Raw genomic sequence first — 15,710 nt, 5'->3', positions numbered from 1 at the left:
CGCAATTTGATATAAATCAGCGCTTAGATATTCTTATAGTTAAATAATATTTTATGTAAATACTAATTATCTTTAAATTCAGGTTTTTTTTTAGGTAAATCTCTTACAGTTGCTATAGCAACAAACCAATAAAACCTTAGTTTATTAAAAAAACCTTTTCGTGCTTTTAGCAAGTAATACTCAGATAACCCACACTCTGTTTTGATGTAATTAGTAATATCTTTGCTCATTTTTTTAATTTTTCGATTAATTTCTTTATAATTAATGGAACCAAACCTATCAATATAAATGAAATAATTATTTCGATACTTAGTATATCCTCAATTTTATTAATTTTTGATAATTGAACACCCGCATTCACAAAAATGATAGTTCCAAGAAACATACCGATTTGAGATACCAAATAGAAAGTCAGTGCTTTCATTTTAGTCAGACCAAATACCAAATTTATAATAAAGAATGGAAATATCGGACTTAATCTTAAGAAAAATAAATAATAAATTCCATCTTTTTTAATTCCTTCATTTATTTTTTCTAAATATTTGGAATACTTTTTTTCTACATAATCTCTTAAAACAAACCTGGACATTAATAAGCATAAAGTTGAACCAATTGAGCTTGCAAATGACGTTATTATCACACCTGGAATTAAGCCGAAAAGAGCCCCAGCCAAGATTGTTTTTAATGCCCCAAAAGGCAATGCAAATGCTGTCACTATTAAGTAAATAATAAAGAATACCACTATAGATAAAGAATAATTTAATTTGATAAATTCATTTAATTTATCATGTTGGCTTTTAATCGTTTCAAAAGAAAAGTATTGGCTATAATCAAAAAGTAGCCCAAACGAAATGGTTCCTACAAAGATTAAAATAATAAAAATTTTAAAAATCTTGTTAGTCATTAACTACAACTAGAACCACCTAAAACGCAAAATTTAGAACAGTGCGGATGATTAAGGTAGATTTTTTTCATCGATTCTTTCAGACTATTGCCCAAGTCAAACTCTTGTTTATAAGGAAGCAAAGTACATGCAATTACACTTGGGTTTTCATTTCCTTTTTTCTTAACAATCATTCGAGAAGTTGAGCACATTACAGTATCTGGATTTTTATTTAAAATTCCCCAACATTCAGTTGTTATCTCTGGAGTATCTTGTTTTTCATCCATTTCTGCAAAAGTTACCAGTTGGTTTTTATTCTCTTCATCCAAAGTAAGTTGATATTGATCAATAAATTTTTTAAAATTTCTTCTTGTTGTTTCTTCGTCCTCATTCCACATTAGCCGAGTTGCCAAACAATAATTAAATTTATTCTCAGACAACCATTTTAATCCTTCAATCATCGGACCCCAGCTATTTGGACCTCTGATTTGTTCATGCTTATCTTTATTATAATGATCAATTGAAACTCTAATTGTTAGGTTTAAATGATTTAATTTATTCAAATCATTCTTATTATTCATCATTGGTTTCATTGCATTAGTAAGCACTAAAGTTTTAAACCCGTTATCAAGAGAATATTTAATCATCTTAAAAATATCTTTGTTCATAAATGGCTCACCACCAGTAAATCCAATTTCTTCAGTTCCCATTTCATTTTGAATACTTTCATTTACAAACATCTTAAATTCATCAAAAGAAAGATAAGATAAGCGATCATTTTTAGGACTTGATTCAATGTAACAATTTTTACAAGTTAGATTGCAAAGCGTTCCTGTATTGAACCATAAAGTTTTTAATTTTTTAGACTCTATATAAGCTCTAGCTTTGTTATCAGCAGTAAAAGTTTTATTTTCAAATTTTTGGTACATTTTCAATTCTTTTAAACTAAATAATTTTAAAGTATATTATTGAAATGTTCCCAGAAAACTACTTGCTTTTTTTACAAATAATTATTGTAATGTTTGTTACTCCCGGAGGACCTAGAGTTTTAATCATGTCTCAGTCAATAAATTATGGTTTTAAAAAAAGTTTATGGACAGCTTTTGGTGATGTGACAGCAAATTCTGTTCAAATGGTATTAGTTCTTTTTGGCTTAAGTGCATTGATAGAAATATTTCCAAATATTGTTTCAGTTTTTAAGTGGGTTGGTATTTCATACATATTATATGTTGCTTTTGGTTTTTTTAAATCTAAAGCAAACTTAGATATTAAAACTGGAAAACAAATTAAATCTAATACTGCTTTATTTAGAGATGGATTTTTTATTGCTTTCTTTAGTCCAAAGGCCATCGTTTTTTTTGCTGCTGTATTTCCAACTTTTTTAACTGGTGAAAATTATATTGCCCACTTTATTATTATGCTGATCAGCTGGGTAACTTTAGATTTTTTAACTCTAGCAATTTACTCAAAGGTAGCTGAAAAAATTATTGATCAATTAAAGTCAAATCCAAAAACATTAAATTATGTTTCTGCTGCAGCGCTTACTGTAATTGCAATTTTTATTGCAATAAAAGTATAATTCAATCAAAAGTTGTTTTTTTTTATTTAGCTTTTGAAGTTGATTACAAATATTTTTAAATGTAATTTTATAAAGTTAATTAACAAAAACAAACAGGGGAGAATATGAAAAATCTATATAGATCTATCTTAACTTTTATCTCTGTACTTGCATTAGTTTTTAGTTTTGGAACTGCAAATGCAAAAGTTGAGGGCGATACAATTGTTCTTGGCGCAGCAGTATCTCTAACTGGAAAATATTCTACAAATGGTGAGCATACCAAAAATGGTTACAACCTTGCCGTTGATAGAATTAATAGCATGGGTGGAGTAAAGGTTGGAGGAAAAAGCTATAAGTTTAAAATCATTTATTATGATGATGAGTCTAACTCAAAAAGAGCTGCTCAGTTAGCAGAGAGACTTATTAAGCAAGATGGTGTTAAATATATGCTTGGACCTTACAGTTCAGGATTAACAAAAGCGATTGCACCAGTAACTGAGGAAAATAAAATTCCTATGGTTGAAGCAAATGGTGCATCAAGATCGTTATTTACTAAAGGATATAAATACTTGTTCGCAGTTTTATCACCTGCAAACCAGTATCTTGAAGTAGCAATCGATCTTGCAGTTGAAAAGAACGGTGGAAAGCCAGTTAGAATCGCGCAAGCTTTCGAGCAAGATGCATTCTCACAAGACGTTAGATTAGGTGTTTTAGATGCAGCGAAAAGAACTGGATCAAAAATCATCATCGACGATAAGCTTCCAAAAGAACTTAATGATATGGCAGCAACTTTAGCAAAAGTTAAAGCTGTAAAGCCAGATGTTCTTGTTGTGTCAGGTCACTCAAAAGGTGCGTTAACAGCGATCAGACAAATTTCAGAAATGAAAGTTGACGTTCCAATGTTAGCAATGACACACTGTGACGCTTCAAAATTAGCTAAACAACATGGTGCAAAATCTGAATTTGCTTTATGTGCATCTCAATGGCATAAAACTTTAACCTACAAAGATAAATTCTTTGGTGATGGTATAAAGTATGACAAAGACTTCACAAAAGCTTACGGTTATGCGCCTCCATACCAAGCAGCAGAATCATCTGCAGCATTATTAGTTTTTAAAGATGCATTTGAAAGAGCTAACTCTTTCGATACTAAAAAAGTTAGAGATGCATTAGCAAAAACTAAAATGCAAACTTTTTATGGAAATATAAAGTTTGGATCAGGTGGACAAAACACGGCAAAGCCAATGGTGCTTTTCCAAGTTATGTGCAAAAGTGGTAAATGTGAAAACGTAGTTGTTGCTCCAACTAAATGGGCAGCGGCTGAGTTAATTCATCCAATACCACCTTGGTCAAAAAGATAATTAAGATATAGAAATTGCCCTCTTCTTAGTTTAGAAGAGGGCAGTTTTTTTTTAAAATGGATTTTTTAGTATTTCAAGTTCCAGCTTTAACAGCCCAGGCAATTCTTGATGGGATTCTTTTAGGAATTTTATTCGCCTTAATTGCTTACGGTATGGCTCTTCAATGGGGTGTGATGAACATTATTAATATTGCCCAAGGAGAACTTGTTATAATGGGTGGGTATATTGCATATTTCATGTACATGTCGGGCATTCATCCTGCTTGGGGTATTTTCGTATCACCCATCATAATGTTTTTTGTAGGAGTATTTATTTATAAACTTGTAATAAACAAAGTCGTTGACCGCGACATGTTTATTTCAATTTTAGCAACATTTGGAATTAGTATTTTAATGATGCAATTAATGAATTTTGGTTTTGGCTCAGATGTTGTTGTTGCACAGTCAGATTTTGGAACAACGATGTTATTTAATAATTCAGTTACACTTCCAAATTCAAAAATTTTCTCAGCAGTTGTAAGTATTGTTTGTGCAGTATTACTTACTATTTATATGAAGAAATCTAAACTTGGTCGTGCAATTAGAGCAACAGCTCAGAATGCAAGGGCAGCAAAAATTTTAGGTGTAGATACTGAAAAAGTTTATGCTTCAACTTTTGGAATTAATGCTGCATTATGTGGTGTAGCTGGCGCATTGGTTGCTATTACATTTACTTTACACCCCTATGTTGGGTTACCTTATACGGTAAGATCTTTCATGATAGTAATTGTAGCAGGTCTTGGTAACTTACCTGGTGTTGCAATGTCTGGTATGGGCTTGGGAGTATTTGAAGAGTTTGCTGATTATTTACTTGGAACAGAGTTTAGAATTGCAACTGTATTCTTTTTATTAGTATTAATTTTAGTTTATAGAAGATTTAAACTTGCCAAAACGAGGGAGTATCTAAAATAAATCAATGTTAGCTTTTACAAAAAGAGAACTTTATATTTGTGGTGCGCTTTTACTTTTTTTATTAGTTGCTCCATTTGTATTCGTTAATTTTAAATTACAATTAGCATTCATGTTAATCCTTATCATTCTTGCAATGACATGGAATATTCAAGGTGGAGAAATGGGATACAATTCTTTTGGAAACATAATGTTTTTTGGAGTCGGAATGTATTTGTGCGCGAGTATGCAAATTGGTTTGTATTTCCCTCTAGCTGAATGGACAGAAAGTGGTGGAGAAAAAACATTCGTTCATGAACCAGATCAATATTTTAAAGGTTTAGCACTAGGTTTAGCCTTTGCTGCTTTAATCCCGCCTATGATTGCTGGTTTAATTGGTTATGGAATTTTAGGATTAAGAGGACATTATTTTGCCATTTGTACTTTAGGAATTGGTATTGCGTCAGGTGAATTGGCAGGTGGAATAGAATTAATTGGAGCTGGACAAGGCATGACAGCCCCACCATTCCCAAAAGGTCTTGGAGATTTAGAAACTAGAGGAGAGTTTTTATATTTCCTATGTTTAATTCTTTTAGTTGCTACGTTTACTTTCATCAGATGGTTATACACGACGAGATTTAGATTAGTTTTAAATGCCATAAGAGACAATGAGGACAAAGCTGAAGCGATGGGTATTGAAACCATGCGTTATAAAATTACTGGTTGGATGATTTCAGCATTTTTCTGTGGTTTAGCAGGAGGTCTTGTAGGAACAATGGTTGGTTACATAGAACCAGTTGAAGTAGCCTTTGATGGAAGAGAAATGGGTGTGTTTATGGTGTTAATGACAATTCTTGGAGGAAAAGGAACTTTATGGGGACCAATAATTGGAGCCACCGCGTTTCATATATTTAAAGAAAGTTTCTGGACTTTATTTTTAGGTTGGCAATACGTAGCTCTTGGAGTTTTAATCATTGTAATCGTTATTTATTTCCCAGAAGGTTTAATGGGATATTTAAGAGAAAAAAAACCAGAGTGGTTCGGTGAAGTTATAGATGAAAAAGATAGAAAGGCTCAGATCAGTTTAGATTAATGGCATTACTTGAAGTCAAAAATGTTTCAAAATCTTTTGGCGGTGTGAAAGCCAATGTTGACATTTCTTTGCAAGTTGAGCAAGGGTCTATTGTTGGTATTATTGGTCCTAATGGTTCTGGAAAGACAACATTATTTAACTCAATAGTTGGAACACATCCAATTGATCAAGGTTCAATTAATTTTGATGGAAAAGAAATTTCTCAGTTAACCATTCCGTCTATTGCAAAATTAGGATTACTTAGAACTTTCCAGCAAACTAGAATTTATGGAAAACTTAACTGCGTTCAAAACATGCTCATTTCTCATAAACCAAGAGATGAAACTGTTTTCACAGTTTTTTCAGGAATACCTACTGATTTAACAGCCAAGGCAGAAGATATTTTAAAATTTGTAGGGCTTTACCAAAAAAGAAATTTAAGGGCTGGGGATTTGTCTTTTGGTCAGCAAAAACTTTTAGAGTTAGCTATGGCACTAATGAGCGATCCTAAAATGTTATTGCTTGATGAGCCAACTGCAGGGATTAACCCTACCTTAATTAATGGTATCATCAAAAGACTAATTTCTGTTAATAAAGAGTACGGTATTACACTTTTAGTGATTGAGCATAATATGAAAGTTATTATGCAATTAGCTCAAAAAATTTTCTGTGTAGCGCACGGTCAACTTTTAGCTGAAGGAAATCCAGATCAAATTAAAAATGATAAGCGAGTAATTGATGCTTATCTAGGAGCACAATAATGGCAGATCAATATTCAGTATTAGGTGCAAAACCAACTAAATCAGATTTAGAAAAATTATCTTCTGGTGAAATACATGTCACAATTGAAGGCTTAACAGCTGGATATGGTAAAATGGAAATTTTGCATAATATAGATTTGTTATGCAGCAAAGCTCAATCACTTTGTTTAATTGGCCCAAATGGAGCAGGTAAGTCAACTATTCTTCATTCTATTTATGGTTTCACAAATATTTTTTCGGGTAAAATTAATATCGATGGAAAAGAAGTTACAAATGTAACGCCAGCTGAAAAATTAAAGTCATTCGGTATTGCGTATATTTTGCAAGATAACTCTGTATTTCCAGATATGACCGTTGAAGAAAACTTATTAATGGGAGGTTATACAAAAGATAAAACAGAAGAAGCTTATGAGGAAGCACAAAGAGTATTAGAAAAATATGAAAGACTAAGAAATAGAAGAAACCAACCTGCTAAAGTTTTATCTGGTGGTGAAAGAAGGCTATTAGAAATCTCTAGAGCTTTGGTTATGAAACCAAGTGTTTTATTAGTTGATGAACCATCAATTGGTTTAGAACCAAGGTACATTGAAATGGTATTTGAAATTTTAAGAGACCTACAACAAAATGAAAAGAAAACTATTATTTTAGTTGAGCAAAATGCGAAAAAAGGTTTGGAATTTGCAGATATTGGATATGTTTTAGTTTCAGGAGAGTTAGCAATTGTTGGTAAGGGTGATGAATTGCTAAATAACCCAGATGTCGGTAGATTATTCCTTGGAGGATAATCTAAATCTTGTTTTCATCGCAATCTTTTAAAGACGGAGTTAAGCACGCCTTTGGTGTTCCAGCCTTAGGACTTGGCTCAAGTATGTTTGCTTTTGGAGCTTTTTTACATAGTGCTGGCTTTGATATTTATCAGAGCTTCTTCTCAACATTTTTTACTTTTGCTTTACCTGGTCAGTTTGTAATGGCAGAGACAATTTTAGCTGGAGGAACTTTGTTAAATATTTTTCTAGCCGTTTTATTAACGAATAGTCGTTTGTACCCAATGACTGTAAACATCACTCCATTAATTAGAAATTCAAACGTTCCTAAATGGAAACAATATATTGGAGCACATTTCATTGCAGTGACATCTTGGTTTAATTTTTTCTCTGTTCAAAAAAATATTAAGGAAGATGAAAAGTTTAATTATTTTCTTGGATTAGGAGGATTTTTGTGGGCTAACTCAGTTGTTTGTACGGTAGCAGGATATTTATTCTCTAATCTGGTTTCTCATGAAATTTTAATTGCTCTTGTATTTATTAATCCAATGTATTTTTTAGTCATGACAGTAAGTAATTTAGAAGAAAAAAAGATTATTTGCTCAATTTTAGTTGGAGCAATTTTAAGTATATTTTTAAATGATGTTTTTCCTGGCTGGTCAGTTTTAATTGCAGGAGTTTTAGCAGGAACATTAGGCTTTTTCATCTTCAGAAAAGAGAATAATGAGTAGTCAATTTATTTATTTATCAATTTTGGTCGCAAGTGTTGGTACTTATTTTTGTAGAGCTTTTGGCATGTTTAGTGCCAAAAATATTAAAGTAGATAGCCCTATTTTTCATTGGATTAGATGTGTCTCTATGGCTGTCATTGCTGCTGTTATTGCAAGAATAGTTTTTTTTCCAGTTGGGATACTAACCGAGTCTACTATGTTGGTAAGAATTATTTGTACCTTAATTTTATTAGTCGTTTATTTTTTATTCAAAAAAAATGTAATATTAGCAGTATCTAGCAGTACAATCTGTTTTGTGATACTAAATCATGTTTTGTAATGAAAAAAGTCACAGGATTAAAAGTTAATAATCATTCATCTAGTCAGAGACTAGTAGATATTAAAATTGAAAATGATTATTTAGATAAAGTTAAAGAACAGTTTGATCAATTTGATTTACTAGATATTGAATACAAACCTTTTTTAAGATTTCATATTACCGATATATTTAACAAAATTTTTAATGAGAAAATTCAAAGTTTAACCAAAACTATTTTATTAAACAGAGATCAAGGAGCATTTGTTATAGGTCCAGAAGAAATGGATCAATCTAAATACGACACTGATTTTTTGGTTAAGCTATCGACGGCACTTACGCATCTTGTTGGTATTCCTAACTTTGATGCAATGTATGGAAAATATTATGCAAGGTTTGAAGTTAAAAATACTGATAATAGTGACAGCTATTTAAGAAAGGCAGCAAAAAAATTAGATCTTCATACAGACGGGACGTACGTCAAAGAAAAAACCGACTGGCTTTTGATGATGAAAATGAAAGAAGAAAATTCAGAGGGGGGAGAAAGTACCTTGTTACATTTAGATGATTGGGAAGATTGTGAAAAATTTTTCACTGACCCGATTGGAAAAGAAAATTTTGTCTGGGGTTCTCCAAAAAGTAAAAATGTAGATTACAAAATAGAACACCCAATTTTTTCTACGGATCAACTAGGAAAACCTATTATTTCATACATTGATCAATTTCCTGAGCCACAAAGCTTAAAACAGGGTTTGTATTTAAATAGTTTGTCAGAGTCTTTAGAGGGAAGTAAAAAACTTATATCTTTTAAATTACCACCTGGTTATGCAATTTTTTCAAATAATTATTTTATGTTACATGGAAGAAAAGCGTTTAAACCTCACCCTAAACTATACAGAGAACTTCTTAGACAAAGAGGTATTTTTTATAAGTGATTAGATTTATAATCTTTTTTTTAATCTTATTTAGTTTAAATAATTTAACAATGGCCGATGAAAAAAAAGCATACTTTGCTGGTGGATGTTTTTGGTGTGTTGAAGAAGCATTTGAAAAAACTGATGGAGTTAAAGAAGTTAAGTCAGGTTATACTGGCGGACATGTAAAAAACCCAACATATGAACAAGTAACATACGAAGAAACAGGTCACTACGAAGCTGTTGAAGTAATTTATGACTCAAATAAAATTTCTTATGATCAACTTTTAGATGTTTTTTGGAAAAATATAGACCCATATGATGCCAAAGGTCAATTTTGCGATAAAGGATCGAGTTATTTATCTGCAGTTTTCTATCAAAATGATGACGAGAAAAAAGCTTATGAAGAGTCTAAAAAAAGGTTGAACAAAAAAGATGTTGCGGAATTTGCTACTCATATAAAAAAATTAGATGTTTTTTATCCAGCTGAAGATTACCACCAAGATTTTTATAAAAGAAATCCATTAAGATATAAGTATTACAAAACTACTTGTGGTCGAGTTCAAAGATTAAAAAAAATCTGGAATTAATGTTTAGAAAAATATTTCAAAATAAAAGGAATAGAAAAAATAATTAAAAATATTCTTAAAAAGTGATGGTAAGTCACAAATAGTGGGTCAATGTTATAGGCTATACTTATAACTACCATTTCGTGCAAACCTCCAGGCGCAAAACTTAGAAATGCTGCCATGAAATCAAAACCTAGAAAAACTTTTAAAAGGTAAGCGAAGATTGCTGCAATACCTAAAAGCAAAACCGAAACAATAAATCCATGTAAAGAATAAAAACCTATTTCTTTAATTGGCAAACCACTCAAACGACATCCAATTGCAGATCCTAGAAATACGAATGCAATATTAATAAAGAAGTCAGGAAACCTTGCAGTTGTTATTTCAAATGTGTAGAAAATTCCACAGAGTATCATAGCCGCTAAAATCGGTGCGGAAGGTACTTTTAATCTTTTTAATCCCATTGATCCTAATTGCGCTATTCCTAATAAAAAAATTAGTTCGAGAAAATATCTCAAACTATAATCTGGATTATTTCCATGTGATGAGATTTCCTGGTAACCAACTTGAGTAACAAACACAAAAGGTAAGATTAATACAATAAACAAAACTCTTGTTGCTTGCGGAATAACAACCTGTCCACTTTCTTTCTTACTATCAGTCATTTGGTTGATTGCTGCAGCTATAACAACAAAAGCACCAGGCAATCCAGCTAATACGGCAACTAGTTTTCTAAATTTACAAACTTTATAAAAATAAAACGCAACTACAATTGAACCAATGATCGTACATACGATCATCGCTATAGATGAATAGATCCATAAATGAATTTTGTATAATAACGTGATATTAAACGATCCAGCTAAAATCACACCAATGATTAAAAGAACTGGTAGGAATATTTTTTTATCAAAAGTTATTTTATAACTTGTGAAAGAAACTAATAAATTAAGAAGTAGTGCGCCTAATAACCAAGGTAAAGGCAAATGAATTAATGTACCTAGATATCCACCTATTACTCCAATAATTACACTTTTGTAACTTTTTTTAATTGCTTTGAAGTATTCAGCCACGTTTATTTATTTCCTTTTTCAATTTTTATATATTTTTTAAAATCTAATAAATTTAAAGTATCACTTGCTTTGTTTTTATATTTAGGAATTGTATTTTTTTTAATCAAATCTAAAGTTTGTTTAGTTGAGTCTATATATCCATTTAATATCTGTTGAGAAAATAAAGCAAATTTAAATTTATTTTTACTTACATCTTTTAAAGTAAATTTTACATTTTGAGTAATGTTAAGCATTAGAGGTATATTTTTTATTTTTTTGTTTATCATGTTTAAATGTTTTATTGAGTTAATGCCGGTGATGAAAATACAATCTGCACCTAACTTTTTAAAATGCAAAGCTCTTTTAATAGCCTCGTCAAGCGAACCTGCAGTCAAAGCATCTGTTCTTGCAACAACTAGGATATTTTTATTTTCTTTTGCAGCGTTAATTGCAGTTTTAACTCTCTCTTTTGCTTCTTTAAGATTCAATAATTTAACATGTTCAGTTAATGCACATCTCTTTGGAAAAACCTGATCCTCTAACACTAGCGCTGAAGCTCCTGCATCTTCTAAATCTTTTACAGTTCTATAGACATTAGCAAGACCACCAAATCCAGTATCTGCATCTACAATTATTGGTAATTTTGTATGGCTACAAATTTTTCTAGTCGCATCAACTAATTCTTTTTGAGTGATTAAACTGGCATCAGGGAAACCTAAGCTCGCTGAAGATAAAGCAAAACCTCCAATAAAAGAAATTTTAAATCCCTTACTCTGGATTAATTTTGCAGACAAAGGATCATGACAAGTAGGAAGATGATAGGTTTTTTTATCTTTTAAATATTTTTTTAAGAGTAAAGTTTTTTTATTCATTTGATAATAATTCTTTTAATTTACTGCGGTAGCTTGATAGTATTTTATAGTATTTTGGCACTGACTTGTTAGTAAAAAATTGTTTCCATCCTGATACACTTATTGTTCCTTTGAAATTATCTTTTTTATCAAAAACAGGTAAAGCTACACTTGCAATATTATCTAGTCTCTCACCTGCAGTAAAAATATAACCTTTTTTATCTATTTGATTTTTTAGTTCTGAATAATCTTCAGTATAAGCTAATAAAACTTTTCCCGTAGCAGATGTTAATTCAAAAGTTGTGCCTTCTACGACATAATGATTTAACTCAGATTTAGAATTTACTCGATATAAGCATACTTTTTTATTTCCAGCTTTTACCCAATAACCTGTTGACTGACCTGTAGCCTCACAAATTTCGCTTAAAATTTCTTTTATTTCATTTCCAATTTTAAAATTTGAATTATAAATTGAACCAAGTTTCCAACTTCCGGGACCCAAGCGGTAACTTCCATTAATTTCATTTTTAATCAGAAAATTATGCTTTATTAGAGAACTACATATTCTTAATATTGTTGATTTATTTAATTGAGTAATCACTGTTAATTCTTTTAAAGAAATACTTTTATTTGCATCATCGAATGAATTTAAAATTTGGAAAGCTTTATCTAATACTTTTATGGTACTCATAATGTTTTACAATGTGAAACATCATTTTATATTATAAAATTTGTTGACAATCTATATTTTTTTTGCAGAACTATATTTTTTATATAAATAGGGGAAATCAAGATGGGCAAAGCTTACACACCAAATATTAAATCAGATAAAGGTAAAAACTTAACTAAATACGTAGCAGAGTTTGTTAAAAAAAATAAATACAACTCAATACCAAAAAAAGTAGTAGAATTAGGAAAGAAACATATTTTAGACGGCTTCGGTTTAGCATTATCAGGTTCAGTCGCAAGGACTGGAGATTACTTATTTAAGCATATTAAACAGAATTCAGCAAAAGGTAGGGCAACTGTAATTGGTTCAAAGATGAAAGTAACCTCGCGTTTTGCAGCTTTGGCTAATGGTACTGGAATTCACTCAGATGATTACGATGATACACAACTTGCTGTACAAAAAGACAGAGTTTATGGCTTGCTTACTCACCCTACGGCACCATGTTTGCCAAGCGCCCTAGCAGAAGGAGAACTAAAAAAAATTAATGGTAAAGACTTTTTGAATGCTTATTTAATTGGTGTTGATGTTGAATGTAAAGTTTCAGAAGCAATGTCACCAAGGCATTACCAGCATGGTTTTCACTCGACTGCAACATGTGGAACTTTAGCATCTGCGTCTGCTGCTGCAAAAATTAGAGGCTATAATGTTGATAAAATTCAGAGATCGCTAGCAATTGCTGCATCATTAAGTGCAGGACTAAGAGAAAACTTTGGTACGATGACAAAACCACTTCACGCTGGAAGAGCAGCTGAGAGTGGAGTTGTTGCTTGTGATCTAGTTGGATATGGATGGTCTGCAACTGATAAAATTTTAGAGTCACCACGAGGTTTTTTCCAAGCTCATGGCGGTGGATATAATTTAAATTCAATCAAAGGTCAGTTAGGAAGACCTTGGACTTTTTCTAAGCCAGGAATTTCAATTAAACCGCATCCATGTGGATCTTTAACACACCCTGGAATGACAAAAATGTTAGAACTAATTTTAAAGCATGACATCAAACCACAAGACGTTGTTAAAGTTGATGTGGGCACAAATCATAACATGCAAAATGCATTAATCCACCATAGACCAACTAATGAGTTCCAAGCAAAATTTAGTATGGAATATTCTATGGCAATTTTATTAGTTCAAAGAAGAGCTTACATACCTGAATATCAAGATAAAAGAATTAATAAGCCAGATGTTCAGAAAATGTTAAGAAAAATTAATTTCTATAAAAATAAAGTTGCTGAGGCTGCAGGTTATGACAAGATGACAACCATTATTGATATTTATCTTAAAAATGGAAAGAAAATATCTGGTAGAGGTGATTTTGGAAAAGGAAGTCCAATGATCCCGATGTCTTATGATGAAGTAGCAGATAAATTCCTAGGCTGTTGTGAATTTGCTAAATGGCCTACTAAAAAGTCAAAGGCAATAATTGAAACTGTAAGACATTTGGAAAAATTAAAGGATATTAGAAAATTAACCAACTTATTATCAAAATAATTATTCATGAAAGTTGCTATACTTGATGATTATCAGGCTATAGCTGATCAACTAGTTGATTGGTCTAGATTTGAAAATAGCTGTGATGTTAAAGTTTTTAACCAGCCGTTTGAGAATGAAGAACATGCTATTGAAAACTTAAAAGATTTTGAGGCTCTCTTAATTATGAGGGAGCGGACACCAATTACAAAGAAATTAATAGACGCGTGTCCAAAATTAAAATTTATTGCAACTAGTGGAATGAGAAATTTGGGTATCGATTTAGATTATGCAAAATCTAAAGGAATAATTGTTTCAGGATCGGAGGGTAATAAAAATCCAACTGCTGAGTTAACATGGGCACTAATTTTAGGATTATCAAGAAATCTTAAACAGGAGTCTGAAAATATGTACCAGGGCTATTGGCAAACAACTATTGGTTTTGAGCTTAAAGGAAAAACTCTTGGAATCATGGGGCTTGGAAAATTAGGTTGCATGGTTGCAAAAGTTGGTAAGGCTTTTGGGATGGATGTTATAGCTTGGAGTGAAAACTTAAAAATGTCACACGCAGAAGAAAATGGTGCTTTGGCAGTTACAAAAGATGAGCTATTTGAAAAGTCAGATTTTTTATCAATACATTATCTCTTGAGTGATAGGAGTAGGAATTTAGTAAAGTATGAAGATTTAGCAAAAATGAAAAAAACAGCTTTTATAATTAATACGTCAAGAGGACCAATAATAAATGAAGATGATTTGATTCAAGCTCTTCAAGAAGAGATAATAGCAGGAGCAGGTTTGGATGTTTATAATATAGAACCACTACCTGAAAATCATAAGTTAAGATTTTTACCTAATGTTTTGTTAACGCCTCATATTGGATATGTAACAGTTGATAATTATATGAAATGGTACACTCAAATGGCAGAAGATCTTCAGGCTTTTATAGATGGAAGCCCAATAAGAGTTTTGAATTAAAAAATAAAATTATATTTTTTTCCAAATACCTTCAGCTGTAGCTAAAAGCTTATCGTCACACTTAATTTCTCCATACATAAAGATTAGTGTATTAGTGTGTTTTTTTATTTTTGCATATCCAATAATTTTATCTCCAGCTTTTGATCCTCCAATAAAATTAGTATTTAAGCTAATGGTCACTGCTCTACCTTTAATAACTTGATGTGCTGAGGTACCCATGCCTGAGTCCAGCATCGACATAACAAAACCACCATGAGTTACACCACCGGCGTTCATATGAAATTCTTTGATAGTAGTAGTAAACTCAAATTCAGTATCTGATATTTTCCTAAACTCTAATCCACCGTTGTGTTTCATAAAACCAACTTTGCTTATATTTCTAAAATTCTCAGTCATTGATTATTTATGTTCATTTAAAATTTTATTAGTTTTACCAGTTAGTACATCAGTTCTTGTTGCATTAGCATTTGCATATGTCCAATAAATTTTTAATTTCTCTTTTTTTTTGTTCATGAAACGATGTGGAATTTTAGCTGGTATCCAGCTAACTTCTCCTTTTTTTAGAATATATTTTTTTTTATTAATTTCAGCTATAGCCGTACCTTCAAGGATCATCACAGCTTCCTCACAGTTATGATAATGTAAGTTAATAGATTTATTTTGTGGAATTATTGTTATTCCACTAATCATTTTTTTTGATCCCTGTTTTTTGTTAATAAAAATTTTAGTTTTTACGCTACCAAACCTTTTAATGGGTTTAATTTTTTGTTCTTTAAAAATTTTTTCTTTAATTTGTTTCAT

Annotated in this window: 20 protein-coding genes; 12 read left to right on the top strand and 8 right to left on the bottom strand. The window is 31.2% G+C overall.

Annotation, left to right across the window (positions count from 1 at the left end; all coding sequences use genetic code 11):
* Positions 1 to 62: 62 nt before the first annotated feature.
* Genes ACTTAQ_RS02500 through ACTTAQ_RS02490 form a run of 3 tightly spaced genes read right to left on the bottom strand, consistent with a single transcriptional unit; the run spans position 63 to position 1,812 of the window.
* Positions 63 to 230, bottom strand: coding sequence for a hypothetical protein (locus ACTTAQ_RS02500; RefSeq protein WP_440695259.1), 168 nt, complete (start codon positions 228 to 230; stop codon positions 63 to 65).
* The gene (locus ACTTAQ_RS02495; RefSeq protein WP_440695257.1) at positions 227 to 904 is read right to left on the bottom strand and encodes a TVP38/TMEM64 family protein; all 678 of its coding nucleotides are present in this window, start codon (positions 902 to 904) and stop codon (positions 227 to 229) included. The genes ACTTAQ_RS02500 and ACTTAQ_RS02495 overlap by 4 nt, the downstream gene beginning before the upstream one ends.
* The gene (locus tag ACTTAQ_RS02490; protein ID WP_440695255.1) at positions 904 to 1,812 is read right to left on the bottom strand and encodes a radical SAM protein; all 909 of its coding nucleotides are present in this window, start codon (positions 1,810 to 1,812) and stop codon (positions 904 to 906) included. Before ACTTAQ_RS02490 ends, ACTTAQ_RS02495 begins: the two co-directional genes overlap by 1 nt.
* A gap of 44 nt (positions 1,813 to 1,856) precedes the next feature.
* Here ACTTAQ_RS02490 and ACTTAQ_RS02485 point away from each other — a divergent pair, with 44 nt between their 5' ends.
* From ACTTAQ_RS02485 to msrA, 10 genes are all read left to right on the top strand, one after another.
* The gene (locus tag ACTTAQ_RS02485; RefSeq protein ID WP_440695253.1) at positions 1,857 to 2,462 is read left to right on the top strand and encodes a LysE family translocator; all 606 of its coding nucleotides are present in this window, start codon (positions 1,857 to 1,859) and stop codon (positions 2,460 to 2,462) included.
* Positions 2,463 to 2,566: 104 nt separating this feature from the next.
* Positions 2,567 to 3,802 carry an amino acid ABC transporter substrate-binding protein gene (locus tag ACTTAQ_RS02480; protein ID WP_009359914.1) on the top strand — a complete coding sequence of 412 codons (1,236 nt, stop codon included), beginning with the start codon at positions 2,567 to 2,569 and terminating at the stop codon, positions 3,800 to 3,802.
* Between the two features lie 56 nt (positions 3,803 to 3,858).
* Positions 3,859 to 4,752 carry a branched-chain amino acid ABC transporter permease gene (locus ACTTAQ_RS02475; RefSeq protein WP_009359915.1) on the top strand — a complete coding sequence of 298 codons (894 nt, stop codon included), beginning with the start codon at positions 3,859 to 3,861 and terminating at the stop codon, positions 4,750 to 4,752.
* Between the two features lie 4 nt (positions 4,753 to 4,756).
* Positions 4,757 to 5,821: a branched-chain amino acid ABC transporter permease gene (locus tag ACTTAQ_RS02470; protein WP_440695251.1), complete on the top strand. Its 1,065-nt coding sequence runs from the start codon at positions 4,757 to 4,759 to the stop codon at positions 5,819 to 5,821.
* A complete protein-coding gene (locus ACTTAQ_RS02465; RefSeq protein WP_440695249.1) occupies positions 5,821 to 6,561 on the top strand; it encodes an ABC transporter ATP-binding protein in 741 nt (246 codons plus the stop codon). The genes ACTTAQ_RS02470 and ACTTAQ_RS02465 overlap by 1 nt, the downstream gene beginning before the upstream one ends.
* The gene (locus tag ACTTAQ_RS02460; protein ID WP_440695247.1) at positions 6,561 to 7,346 is read left to right on the top strand and encodes an ABC transporter ATP-binding protein; all 786 of its coding nucleotides are present in this window, start codon (positions 6,561 to 6,563) and stop codon (positions 7,344 to 7,346) included. Before ACTTAQ_RS02465 ends, ACTTAQ_RS02460 begins: the two co-directional genes overlap by 1 nt.
* 8 nt (positions 7,347 to 7,354) lie before the next feature.
* A complete protein-coding gene (locus ACTTAQ_RS02455) occupies positions 7,355 to 8,056 on the top strand; it encodes an AzlC family ABC transporter permease (protein WP_440695245.1) in 702 nt (233 codons plus the stop codon).
* A complete protein-coding gene (locus ACTTAQ_RS02450) occupies positions 8,049 to 8,375 on the top strand; it encodes an AzlD domain-containing protein (protein WP_440695243.1) in 327 nt (108 codons plus the stop codon). The genes ACTTAQ_RS02455 and ACTTAQ_RS02450 overlap by 8 nt, the downstream gene beginning before the upstream one ends.
* Positions 8,375 to 9,286, top strand: coding sequence for a glutarate dioxygenase GlaH (gene glaH / locus ACTTAQ_RS02445; protein ID WP_440695241.1), 912 nt, complete (start codon positions 8,375 to 8,377; stop codon positions 9,284 to 9,286). Before ACTTAQ_RS02450 ends, glaH begins: the two co-directional genes overlap by 1 nt.
* Positions 9,287 to 9,336: 50 nt before the next feature.
* Entirely contained in the window at positions 9,337 to 9,855 is a 519-nt protein-coding gene (gene msrA / locus ACTTAQ_RS02440) for a peptide-methionine (S)-S-oxide reductase MsrA (protein ID WP_009359922.1), read from the top strand.
* On the opposite strand, the gene ACTTAQ_RS02435 is transcribed toward msrA, so the two are convergent.
* From ACTTAQ_RS02435 to ACTTAQ_RS02425, 3 genes are read right to left on the bottom strand one after another with little or no spacing between them, the layout of a single operon-like run.
* Positions 9,852 to 10,907 carry an AbrB family transcriptional regulator gene (locus tag ACTTAQ_RS02435; RefSeq protein WP_440695239.1) on the bottom strand — a complete coding sequence of 352 codons (1,056 nt, stop codon included), beginning with the start codon at positions 10,905 to 10,907 and terminating at the stop codon, positions 9,852 to 9,854. The two genes, msrA and ACTTAQ_RS02435, sit on opposite strands and share 4 nt — an antisense overlap.
* A gap of 2 nt (positions 10,908 to 10,909) precedes the next feature.
* Positions 10,910 to 11,758, bottom strand: coding sequence for an isocitrate lyase/PEP mutase family protein (locus tag ACTTAQ_RS02430; protein WP_440695237.1), 849 nt, complete (start codon positions 11,756 to 11,758; stop codon positions 10,910 to 10,912).
* A complete protein-coding gene (locus ACTTAQ_RS02425; protein WP_440695234.1) occupies positions 11,751 to 12,428 on the bottom strand; it encodes an IclR family transcriptional regulator in 678 nt (225 codons plus the stop codon). The genes ACTTAQ_RS02430 and ACTTAQ_RS02425 overlap by 8 nt, the downstream gene beginning before the upstream one ends.
* Positions 12,429 to 12,530: 102 nt before the next feature.
* Here ACTTAQ_RS02425 and ACTTAQ_RS02420 point away from each other — a divergent pair, with 102 nt between their 5' ends.
* Together ACTTAQ_RS02420 and ACTTAQ_RS02415 are read left to right on the top strand one after the other, a co-directional pair.
* Positions 12,531 to 13,955, top strand: coding sequence for an MmgE/PrpD family protein (locus ACTTAQ_RS02420; RefSeq protein WP_009359926.1), 1,425 nt, complete (start codon positions 12,531 to 12,533; stop codon positions 13,953 to 13,955).
* Positions 13,956 to 13,961: 6 nt separating this feature from the next.
* Positions 13,962 to 14,909 (top strand): D-2-hydroxyacid dehydrogenase family protein, encoded by a 948-nt coding sequence (locus tag ACTTAQ_RS02415; protein ID WP_440695232.1) that lies wholly within the window; start codon positions 13,962 to 13,964, stop codon positions 14,907 to 14,909.
* Positions 14,910 to 14,918: 9 nt separating this feature from the next.
* On the opposite strand, the gene ACTTAQ_RS02410 is transcribed toward ACTTAQ_RS02415, so the two are convergent.
* Both ACTTAQ_RS02410 and ACTTAQ_RS02405 read right to left on the bottom strand, forming a co-directional pair.
* Positions 14,919 to 15,305, bottom strand: coding sequence for a PaaI family thioesterase (locus tag ACTTAQ_RS02410; RefSeq protein ID WP_440695230.1), 387 nt, complete (start codon positions 15,303 to 15,305; stop codon positions 14,919 to 14,921).
* Positions 15,306 to 15,308: 3 nt separating this feature from the next.
* Positions 15,309 to 15,710 carry a cupin domain-containing protein gene (locus tag ACTTAQ_RS02405; RefSeq protein ID WP_440679755.1) on the bottom strand — a complete coding sequence of 134 codons (402 nt, stop codon included), beginning with the start codon at positions 15,708 to 15,710 and terminating at the stop codon, positions 15,309 to 15,311.

Origin of the sequence: Candidatus Pelagibacter sp. HIMB109 (assembly GCF_052048155.1) — a bacterium.
Classification (GTDB): Bacteria; Pseudomonadota; Alphaproteobacteria; order Pelagibacterales; family Pelagibacteraceae; genus HIMB114.
The sequence above is the reverse complement of the archived record's forward strand: the minus strand, read 5'-3'. Positions and strand labels throughout refer to the sequence as shown.

What these genes read in the sequence shown, in the direction of transcription:
- ACTTAQ_RS02500 (WP_440695259.1), bottom strand. Translation starts at nt 230, where the DNA reads ATGAGCAAAGATATTACTAATTACATCAAAACAGAGTGTGGGTTATCT.
- ACTTAQ_RS02485 (WP_440695253.1), top strand. Translation starts at nt 1,857, where the DNA reads ATGTTCCCAGAAAACTACTTGCTTTTTTTACAAATAATTATTGTAATG.
- ACTTAQ_RS02470 (WP_440695251.1), top strand. Translation starts at nt 4,757, where the DNA reads ATGTTAGCTTTTACAAAAAGAGAACTTTATATTTGTGGTGCGCTTTTA.
- msrA (WP_009359922.1), top strand. Translation starts at nt 9,337, where the DNA reads ATGGCCGATGAAAAAAAAGCATACTTTGCTGGTGGATGTTTTTGGTGT.
- ACTTAQ_RS02405 (WP_440679755.1), bottom strand. Translation starts at nt 15,710, where the DNA reads ATGAAACAAATTAAAGAAAAAATTTTTAAAGAACAAAAAATTAAACCC.
- ACTTAQ_RS02410 (WP_440695230.1), bottom strand. Translation starts at nt 15,305, where the DNA reads ATGACTGAGAATTTTAGAAATATAAGCAAAGTTGGTTTTATGAAACAC.
- ACTTAQ_RS02430 (WP_440695237.1), bottom strand. Translation starts at nt 11,758, where the DNA reads ATGAATAAAAAAACTTTACTCTTAAAAAAATATTTAAAAGATAAAAAA.
- ACTTAQ_RS02465 (WP_440695249.1), top strand. Translation starts at nt 5,821, where the DNA reads ATGGCATTACTTGAAGTCAAAAATGTTTCAAAATCTTTTGGCGGTGTG.
- ACTTAQ_RS02480 (WP_009359914.1), top strand. Translation starts at nt 2,567, where the DNA reads ATGAAAAATCTATATAGATCTATCTTAACTTTTATCTCTGTACTTGCA.
- ACTTAQ_RS02490 (WP_440695255.1), bottom strand. Translation starts at nt 1,812, where the DNA reads ATGTACCAAAAATTTGAAAATAAAACTTTTACTGCTGATAACAAAGCT.
- ACTTAQ_RS02475 (WP_009359915.1), top strand. Translation starts at nt 3,859, where the DNA reads ATGGATTTTTTAGTATTTCAAGTTCCAGCTTTAACAGCCCAGGCAATT.
- glaH (WP_440695241.1), top strand. Translation starts at nt 8,375, where the DNA reads ATGAAAAAAGTCACAGGATTAAAAGTTAATAATCATTCATCTAGTCAG.
- ACTTAQ_RS02420 (WP_009359926.1), top strand. Translation starts at nt 12,531, where the DNA reads ATGGGCAAAGCTTACACACCAAATATTAAATCAGATAAAGGTAAAAAC.
- ACTTAQ_RS02495 (WP_440695257.1), bottom strand. Translation starts at nt 904, where the DNA reads ATGACTAACAAGATTTTTAAAATTTTTATTATTTTAATCTTTGTAGGA.
- ACTTAQ_RS02425 (WP_440695234.1), bottom strand. Translation starts at nt 12,428, where the DNA reads ATGAGTACCATAAAAGTATTAGATAAAGCTTTCCAAATTTTAAATTCA.
- ACTTAQ_RS02450 (WP_440695243.1), top strand. Translation starts at nt 8,049, where the DNA reads ATGAGTAGTCAATTTATTTATTTATCAATTTTGGTCGCAAGTGTTGGT.
- ACTTAQ_RS02460 (WP_440695247.1), top strand. Translation starts at nt 6,561, where the DNA reads ATGGCAGATCAATATTCAGTATTAGGTGCAAAACCAACTAAATCAGAT.
- ACTTAQ_RS02415 (WP_440695232.1), top strand. Translation starts at nt 13,962, where the DNA reads ATGAAAGTTGCTATACTTGATGATTATCAGGCTATAGCTGATCAACTA.